2 protein-coding genes are annotated in these 1,275 nt (G+C 46.3%); both read left to right on the top strand.

Translation table 11 applies throughout. From position 1 onward, the window contains the following. Positions 1 to 416, top strand: a 416-nt coding sequence (locus tag RH40_RS01515) for a peptide synthase (RefSeq protein ID WP_009599502.1), incomplete at its 5' end; no start/stop codon positions are given. Then, on the top strand, positions 376 to 1,275 hold a 900-nt coding region (locus tag RH40_RS01520; RefSeq protein ID WP_009599503.1), incomplete at its 3' end, for a condensation domain-containing protein. The genes RH40_RS01515 and RH40_RS01520, both read left to right, overlap by 41 nt.

The following is a 1,275-nucleotide window of genomic DNA, read 5'->3' on the forward strand; positions in this document are numbered from 1 at the left end:
CTTCTAATCTTTTACGTGAGTATGCATTGGGCTTTAATAGCTACGTTGTGGATGGGCAGTGGACTCTCAATATTGACTATCACCCACAGCAGTTTACAGCCGAAGATATCAAGGCGCTAGCAAGCAGTTATCAGCAAGTCTTAGAAAAGCTCATCAATCACTGCTTACAAGCCCCCGGTAGTTACACACCGTCTGATTTTCCATTACTGTCACTCACCCAAACACAAGTGGACCATTTACAAACAGAGTACCCTTTTTTAGAAGATCTCTATCCCAGCACGGCTATGCAGCAGGGACTGTTGTTTCATTCCAGTTTGGAACCAGACAATGGGCAGTATGAGACGCAGCTTAAATTTAAACTGACAGATCTAGATAGTGATCGCTTTAAAGAGAGCTGGGAGCAGTTGGTGGCGTAACCATGCTATTTTTAGAACGGCATTCACGACGGTTGAAGGGCAAAATCAAATACAGGTTGTGAGTGCTCATGCTCATTTGCCTTGGCACCAGTATGACTGGCGCCGCTTGAGTGCAGACCAACAACAGCAGCAACTTCGAAACCTGTTGGATCAGGGACATTGTTCATTACCTGAACAAGCACCACTGATGAGCGGCCATTTGGCTCAAATTGGAGAAAGGGAATATTGGTTTGTTTGGCAGCACCATCACGCGCTATTAGACGGTTGGTGTTTACCTATCGTCTTCAAAGAGTTGATGGTGCGTTATCAAGCGTTAGTCACGCAAAGTTCACCTAAATTACCAACCGCTCGACCTTACAAAGACTATATTGCCTGGTTAGGGTGTCAGGACCAAAACACAGCTGAACATTACTGGCGTACTTATCTGGAAGGGTTCAGTGAGCCGATACAGGTCCAAATAGGTGACCCACAGACAAGTGGTTCATCATGTTCACAAGAATGCCATTTGACACTCAGCCGTGAACTGACTCAGCAGTTAGAGCATCAAGCTCAACAGTATCAAGTGAGCCTCAACCTTTGGTTGCAACTGGGTTGGGGGCTATTACTTAGCCATTACAGCGGTAGCCAAGACATTGTTTTTGGTAGTACTCGTTCAGGTCGCCCGAGTAGCCTTCCTGGTGTTGAAGACATGTTGGGTCTCTTCATTAATAGCCTGCCTGTACGTCTTAAACTGTCTTCGACAACGCAATTGCAAGCCGCTCTTAGCCAATTGAAACAAGCACAGACAGATCAAGAGGACTTTAGCTTTACATCATTAGTGGATGTGCAGCGTTGGAGCGATGTTCCAGCTGGGCAGGGG

Origin of the sequence: Vibrio caribbeanicus ATCC BAA-2122 (assembly GCF_000165125.1) — a bacterium.
GTDB lineage: Bacteria > Pseudomonadota > Gammaproteobacteria > Enterobacterales > Vibrionaceae > Vibrio > Vibrio caribbeanicus.